The 385-nt window shown below is 54.0% G+C and carries 1 protein-coding gene; it reads right to left on the minus strand.

Annotated elements, in window-relative coordinates; all coding sequences use genetic code 11:
* Positions 1-385: transposase (locus CWC28_RS21655; RefSeq protein WP_171038370.1), on the minus strand; the 385-nt coding region annotated here is incomplete at both ends.

The following is a 385-nucleotide window of genomic DNA, read 5'->3' on the forward strand; positions in this document are numbered from 1 at the left end:
ATCGGGCTTTTCGCAGCCTTCCGGCTTGTAACTGAACACCACGGAACGCGCTGACTTTTGACCGGGTTTGCGCAGGCATTGGGCTTTCAGTGGACAGGCGCGACAGTTCTCAAGATAACCGCAGAACTGATAGCCTGGCTTGCCACCAATCATGGCTTTTGTGCTGCTCAGCCACATGGGTTTGCCTGCCGGGCACGTGCAGGTTTCTGTCTGTTTATCGAAGGCGAAGTCTTTCAGGGTAAACCGTCCAGACGACACAGGTTGACCCCGTTTCTTCGCCAGTGCGGCCCGTTCCTTCTTATGCTGAATTTTATAACGCCCGGACTGATCGAAGTTGGGATCACGCTGGCGAAACTGATTGTCCGCTATATACGCATCGACGTTG

Origin of the sequence: Pseudoalteromonas sp. S4492 (genome assembly GCF_005886115.1) — a bacterium.
Taxonomy (GTDB): Bacteria; Pseudomonadota; Gammaproteobacteria; order Enterobacterales; family Alteromonadaceae; genus Pseudoalteromonas; species Pseudoalteromonas gelatinilytica.